General features: G+C 67.3%; 6 protein-coding genes and 1 pseudogene. 1 reads left to right on the top strand and 6 read right to left on the bottom strand.

Annotated features, from left to right (window positions below; all coding sequences use genetic code 11):
• Both ACT4N8_RS15865 and ACT4N8_RS15860 read right to left on the bottom strand, forming a co-directional pair.
• A pseudogene (locus tag ACT4N8_RS15865) lies at positions 1–387 on the bottom strand (NfeD family protein); the annotation flags it as partial.
• Positions 388–490: 103 nt separating this feature from the next.
• Positions 491–1,723 carry a polyhydroxyalkanoate depolymerase gene (locus ACT4N8_RS15860; RefSeq protein ID WP_444859080.1) on the bottom strand — a complete coding sequence of 411 codons (1,233 nt, stop codon included), beginning with the start codon at positions 1,721–1,723 and terminating at the stop codon, positions 491–493.
• 152 nt (positions 1,724–1,875) lie between these two features.
• Here ACT4N8_RS15860 and ACT4N8_RS15855 point away from each other — a divergent pair, with 152 nt between their 5' ends.
• Positions 1,876–3,654 carry an ABC transporter transmembrane domain-containing protein gene (locus tag ACT4N8_RS15855; RefSeq protein WP_444859079.1) on the top strand — a complete coding sequence of 593 codons (1,779 nt, stop codon included), beginning with the start codon at positions 1,876–1,878 and terminating at the stop codon, positions 3,652–3,654.
• A gap of 76 nt (positions 3,655–3,730) precedes the next feature.
• Here ACT4N8_RS15855 and ACT4N8_RS15850 read toward each other — a convergent pair whose 3' ends face one another.
• The 4 genes from ACT4N8_RS15850 to ACT4N8_RS15835 all read right to left on the bottom strand — a co-directional run.
• Positions 3,731–4,159 (bottom strand): ExbD/TolR family protein, encoded by a 429-nt coding sequence (locus ACT4N8_RS15850; protein ID WP_444859078.1) that lies wholly within the window; start codon positions 4,157–4,159, stop codon positions 3,731–3,733.
• A 28-nt stretch (positions 4,160–4,187) separates the two neighbouring features.
• The gene (locus ACT4N8_RS15845) at positions 4,188–4,667 is read right to left on the bottom strand and encodes an ExbD/TolR family protein (protein ID WP_444859077.1); all 480 of its coding nucleotides are present in this window, start codon (positions 4,665–4,667) and stop codon (positions 4,188–4,190) included.
• 95 nt (positions 4,668–4,762) lie between these two features.
• Entirely contained in the window at positions 4,763–5,542 is a 780-nt protein-coding gene (locus tag ACT4N8_RS15840) for a MotA/TolQ/ExbB proton channel family protein (protein WP_444859076.1), read from the bottom strand.
• A 45-nt stretch (positions 5,543–5,587) separates the two neighbouring features.
• The coding region (locus ACT4N8_RS15835) for a TonB family protein (RefSeq protein WP_444859075.1) at positions 5,588–5,981 on the bottom strand (394 nt) is incomplete at its 5' end.

Here is a 5,981-nt window from a genome sequence, read left to right as displayed (position 1 = left end):
ATTGGTGCCGGGCGTCATCGCCGCGACGTGGCTTGCATAGAGGATGAAGGTGCCGGCGCTCGCCGCCCTGGCGCCGCTTGGATGGACATAGGTTACCACCGGCACGGACGTGCGCAATATCTCGCGGATGATCTCGCGCATCGAGCTGTCGAGCCCGCCCGGCGTATCCATCCTGAGGATCACCATCGCCGCGCCTTCGCGTTCGGCGCGGGCGAGCCCCTGCCCGACATAGTCTGCGGTTGCCGGCCCGATCGCGCCATCGATCTGGAGGACGAAGGCCGTCCGGCCGCCCTGCGCCGTGCCCGGCGGCGCCCACAGCAGCAGAGCGCCAAGCAAGACCAGAAGGAGCGTGAAAGTCGCGCCCGGACGTTGTACGGCCTGGTTCATCCCATCGTCGAAATCCCGCCCGGGCCACGCCGGTGGCCGGGCTTCCGAATGACAAACGCCGCCGCGGCGGCTTGGATGCGAAACGAATTGCCGCCGCCGGCAATCAGCCGTGCCTGGCGATCCAGTCTTCGAGGACGGGGGCGATCCCCTCGCGCCACTTGCTGCCGTGGAAGATGCCGTAATGGCCGACGCCCTTGGCAAGGTGATATTTCTTGCGGCTGGTAGGCAGGCCGGTGGCGATGGTGAGCGCCGCCTTGGTCTGGCCGACGCCACTGATGTCGTCGCGCTCGCCCTCGATGGCGAGCAGGGCGATGTCCGCGATCGCCGCCGGATCGACCTTGCGGCCGCGATGGGTCATCTCGCCCTTCGGCAAAGCGTGGCGCTGGAAGACGACGTCCACCGTCTGCAGATAGAATTCGGCGGTCATGTCGCAGACCGCCCGATATTCGTCGTAGAAATCCTTGCTCGCCTCGGCGCTCTCGCCGTCGCCCTCGACGAGGTGGCGGAACATCTCCCAGTGGCTGACCATGTGGTTGCCGAAGTTCATCGCCATGAAGCCGGCGAGCTGGAGGAAGCCCGGATAGACCTTCCGTCCCGCCCCCGGATAGAGATAGGGGACGGTCGCGATCACGTTCTGCTCGAACCAGCTGAACGGGCGCTCGGTCGCCACCGTATTGACCTCGGTCGGCGCCATGCGGGTGTCGATCGGCCCGCCCATCATCGACAGCGTCTTCGGCCGGCAGGGCTGCTTGTCCGCGCTCATCAGGCAGGCGGCGGCGAAGGCGGGGACCGACGGCTGGCAGACCGCGAGCATGTGCGCGCCCGGGCCGATCGCCGCGAGGAACTCGATCAGATAATCGATATAATCGTCGAGATCGAAGCCGCCCTCGTCGAGCGGGACCAGTTTCGCGTCGCGCCAGTCGGTGATGTAAACGTCATGGCCGGGCAGCATGCGCTCGACCGTGCCGCGCAGCAGGGTGGCGTAATGGCCCGACATCGGCGCGACCATGAGCAGCTTCGGCTGGCCCGCGACCTCCTGGCCGCCGGCGCGGATGCGGCGAAAGCGCTTGAGCTGGCCGAACGGCCTGCGCAGCACGATCTCCTCATGGACCGCGACCTTCTCGCCGTCCACGATCGTCTCCGTCAGCCCGAAATCGGGCTTGCCGCGCGGCGCCGAGGCATGGGCGAAAACGTCGAGGGCCGACGCGACGATCGGCCCCATATGCGAATAAGCGAGCGGATTGACCGGGTTCTGCATCCAGCCGGCGCCCATGTTGGCAAGCGTGCTGGCACCGGCGAGCAGCGAGCGCTGCACTTCATAAGCGTCGTAAAGCATTCAATCTCCGCCCCCTGATGAGGGCCTTATGGGCGGTCGCCCGGTTGAGGTCCATATGGGAATGACGCGCCGCAGCAAAAAGGGTTGCATCGCGCAACTCTTGCCCCAGACGCGGCATTGAGCGCTCCTGCCCGCGCTGCTACGCGTGCGTCATGGCCCGGGGGACAGACACGGACGCGCCGCGCGGGAAGATCGCAAATCTCGCCGTGATTTGGCGCCATGCCCTCAAATATAAATGGATCATCGCGGGCGCCGGCACCGCTTTGTTGATCGCGGCGCTGGCGACGCTGGCGATTCCCGATGGCTTTAGGCGGCTGATCGACCAGGGCTTCGCCGCCGACGGCTCGGCGCGGATCGCGCCCTTGTTCAACTATCTGCTCGCGATGGTGGTCGTGCTCGCGATCGCGACGGCGCTGCGCTTCTATTTCGTCTCCCTGCTCGGCGAGCGGGTCGTTTCCGACATCCGCGTCGCGCTGCACGACAATATGCTTCGGCTGGAGCCGCGCTTCTTCGAGGAAAACCGGCCGTCGGAGATCGCCTCGCGGATCACCGCCGACACCGCCGTGATCGAGATGGTGGTCGGCTCGACCGTGTCGCAGGCGCTGCGCAACCTCGTCATGGGGATCGGCGGGATCATCTATCTGTTCGCGCTGGCGCCGATGATGACCGCCGGGCTGGTGATCGGCATCCCGGTGATCGTCATCCCGGTCGTCCTGCTCGGCCGGAAGGTCCGCGCCATTTCGCGTTCGAGCCAGGACCGGATCGCGGATCTCGGCACGATCGTCGCCGAGACTTTGGGCGCGATGAAGATCGTCCAGGCCTTCGGCCAGGAGGGCCGCGAGAGCAGCCGCTTCCGCGAGGCGGTGGCCAAGGTGCTGGCGACGGCGAAGCGGCGGATCCTGCTGCGCGCCTTTCTCACCGCCTCGGTGATCATGATGCTGTTCGGCTCGATCACCCTGATGATGCGCCAGGCGGCGATCGACGTCTCGCAGGGCGCGATCTCGGGCGGCACCGTCGCCGCCTTCGTCATCACCGGCGCGATCGTCGCCGGCGCATTCGGGGCGCTGACCGAGGTCTATGGCGAGCTGCTGCGCGGCGCCGGCGCGGCCGGCCGGATCGCCGAGCTGATGGCTGAGGTGCCCCAGATCAAGGCGCCGGCTAGTCCGACACCCTTGCCCGTGCCGGCGCGCGGCGTGCTCGCCTTCGAGAAGGTCACCTTCCGCTATCCGACGCGACAGGATGTCAGCGCGCTCCACGAATTCAGCCTGGCGGTGAAGCCCGGCGAGACTCTGGCCGTGGTCGGTCCCTCAGGCGCGGGCAAGTCCACCATCTTTCAACTCGCCCAGCGTTTCTACGATCCGAGCGAGGGCCTCGTCCGGCTCGACGGAGTCGACCTGCGCGAGGCCGATCCGGCCGAGGCGCGGGCGCGGATCGGCTATGTCCCGCAGGAGACGGTGATCTTCGCCGCCTCGGCCCGCGACAACCTCCGCTACGGCCGGTGGGAGGCAAGCGACGGCGAGCTCTGGGCGGCGGCCGAGGCGGCCAATGCCGCAGAGTTCCTGAGGAAGCTTCCGGAAGGTCTCGACACCTATCTCGGCGAGGGCGGAGCGCGGCTATCGGGCGGCCAGCGCCAGCGGGTGGCGATCGCCCGGGCGCTGCTCCGCGACGCGCCGCTGTTGCTGCTCGACGAGGCGACCTCTGCGCTCGACGCGGAGAGCGAGCGGCTCGTTCAGGCCTCGCTCGAGCGGCTGTTCGTCGGCCGGACCACGATCGTCATCGCCCACCGTCTCGCCACCGTGCGCGCGGCCGACCGGATCATCGTCATGGACCAGGGCCGGATCGTCGAGGAGGGGGATCATGACGTGCTCAACGCGCGGGGCGGCCTTTACGCCAAGCTCGCGCGGATGCAGTTCGAGGGGCTTGCCGCCTGACTCCGCCGGTTAGGGGCGACGAAAAAGGGCGGCCCTTAAAGGACCGCCCTCTCATTCCAGGCCGGAAAAAGCCAGCTCAGAAGTTGGCGTAGGCCTCGTTGCCGACTAAGCCCATCGACTGGATGTTGGCGCGCTTGGTCACCGCGAGCACCTCGTCGACCTGCTCATAGCGCGCCTCCGGATGCGGCTGGAGGTGCAGCTCCGGGGTCGGCGTCAGCGTCGTCGTGTAATCGAGATACTGGCGCAGCCGGACGAGGTCGACCGGCGTGCCGTTCCACAGAATGGCGTCGTTCGGCATCACCACGACCTTGTTCTTCACCGGATCGACCGGCGGCGGCGTCTGGTTCGGCTGATCGACCGGCAGGTCGATCTTCACCGCGTGGGTCTGCACCGGGATGGTGATGATGAACATGATCAGGAGGACCAGCATGACGTCGATCAACGGCGTCGTGTTGATCTCCATCATCGGTTCGGCTGATTCGGGACTGAGTACCGTTGCGCTCATTTAACTGCTCCTGGCTCCGTTCCGGCGATCAGTAACGGACGCCGCCGCGCGGCGGCGGTTCGGAAATGAAGCCGACCCGAGAGAAGCCGGCCCGTTGCATAGTGAAGATCGCCCCGCCGATGCAGCGATAGGGGGTGTTGACGTCGCCGCGGATGTGCGCCTCCGGCAGCTCGGTGACGTTCTCCGCCCCGCCCTGGCGCGCGATCTCGTCCTCGAGCGCGCGCACGGCGCGGTTCAGCAGATCGTTCGAATTCACCCGGGTGAGGTTCCAATAGACCTCGCACTGGCCGTTCACCGCGCGCACCGTCAGGTTGACGTTCTCCGGCTTGGTCTGGGTGACCTCGAAGTCGACCTTGGGCAGGTTCACCGGCACCGATTGCAGCACGACGGGAACTGCGATGAGGAAGATGATGAGAAGCACCAGCATGACGTCCACGAGAGGAGTCGTGTTGATGTCGGACATCGGGGTGTCTTCACCCTCTTCATGTTCGCCGACCTGCATGGCCATAGTTCAATTCCTATCCTGGCATTCCGCCGCCCACGCGGGCGCCGGGGAGTGCGGCGGGCGGGGCCAGCACCCCGGCCCCGCCCGACCGATCAGTTTCAGGCCCTGGTCGTGGTCGCCGCGCCGGCCTGGCCAGTGGCCGCGGCGCGGGCCGGAGCCGAAGCGGCAGGCGAGCGCGCCGCCGTGACGGCCGGCTTCAGCGAGCCGCCCGACATCATGTAGCCATGGACGTCATTGGCGAAGCGGGCGAGCTCCTCGCCGATCGACTTGTTGCGGCGCATCAGCCAGTTGTACTGCATCACCGCCGGAACCGCGACGGCGAGGCCGAGCGCGGTCATGATCAGCGCTTCGCCGACCGGACCCGCGACCGCGTCGATCGAGGCCTGGCCCGACGCGCCGATGCGGATCAGGGCGCGGTAGATGCCGACGACGGTGCCGAACAGGCCGACGAACGGCGCGGTCGAGCCGACCGTGGCGAGCAGCGACAGGCCGTTCGACAGCTTCGAGGTGATCGCGCCCTGGCTGCGAGCGAGCGAGCCGTGCATCCAGTCGTGCTGGTCGACCGGGTCGGTCAGCTTGGTGTGCTGTTCCTGCGCGATCATCGCATCGTCAACGATCTGGCGGTAGGCGCCGTTCTTCTGCAGCTTGTTGGCGCCATCGCGAAGGTTCGCCGATTGCCAGAAGGTCGTGCGGGCGCGGCGGCCCTCATTGATGATCTTCTGCTGCTCGATGATCTTGGTGAAGAACACGTACCACGATCCGACCGACATCAGAACCATGATGCCGAAAGTGATCTGCGCGATAATGCCGCCCTGCTCGAGCGCGGCCATCAGGCCATAAGGGTTTTCGCCCGCGGGGGCCGGTGCCGGTGCTGCCATTGTTAGATTCCCTCTCGTTCAAAATGGGTTGGAAAGACGTGGGCCCTAGTCCGTGATCTGCCAGCGGATGCGGCCGTTATGCGTATCGGTCGTGGGCTCGCCCAGATTGTTGCGCGCCGGGGTGAAGCGGGCGCGGGCGCGCATCAGCCGGCAGGTCGTCGAGTCGAGCGAAGACGAGCCGCTGGACGAAGTGACCGTGCAATTGGTGACGCGCCCGTCCGGACCGATGGTGAGACGGAACCCGGTCGTGCCCTGCTCCTCGTTGCGCAAGGCGGCGGCCGGATAATCGCTGTTCGACACGTAGGAAGCCAAGTTCGCGCGGGCGCGGGCCGGCTCGACCGTCCGCGGCGGCGCCGGCGGCGCGGGCGGTGGGGGCGCGACCGTGATGGGCGGCGGCATGGGCGGCGGCCTCGGGATCGTCACCATCGGCGGCGGCGGA

Origin of the sequence: Sphingosinicella sp. (genome assembly GCF_052387495.1) — a bacterium.
Classification (GTDB): Bacteria; Pseudomonadota; Alphaproteobacteria; order Sphingomonadales; family Sphingomonadaceae; genus Allosphingosinicella.
Note: the sequence above shows the minus strand (reverse complement) of the source record. Positions and strands in the feature narration are given on the sequence as shown.

What these genes read in the sequence shown, in the direction of transcription:
- ACT4N8_RS15860 (WP_444859080.1), bottom strand. Translation starts at nt 1,723, where the DNA reads ATGCTTTACGACGCTTATGAAGTGCAGCGCTCGCTGCTCGCCGGTGCC.
- ACT4N8_RS15855 (WP_444859079.1), top strand. Translation starts at nt 1,876, where the DNA reads ATGGCCCGGGGGACAGACACGGACGCGCCGCGCGGGAAGATCGCAAAT.
- ACT4N8_RS15850 (WP_444859078.1), bottom strand. Translation starts at nt 4,159, where the DNA reads ATGAGCGCAACGGTACTCAGTCCCGAATCAGCCGAACCGATGATGGAG.
- ACT4N8_RS15845 (WP_444859077.1), bottom strand. Translation starts at nt 4,667, where the DNA reads ATGGCCATGCAGGTCGGCGAACATGAAGAGGGTGAAGACACCCCGATG.
- ACT4N8_RS15840 (WP_444859076.1), bottom strand. Translation starts at nt 5,542, where the DNA reads ATGGCAGCACCGGCACCGGCCCCCGCGGGCGAAAACCCTTATGGCCTG.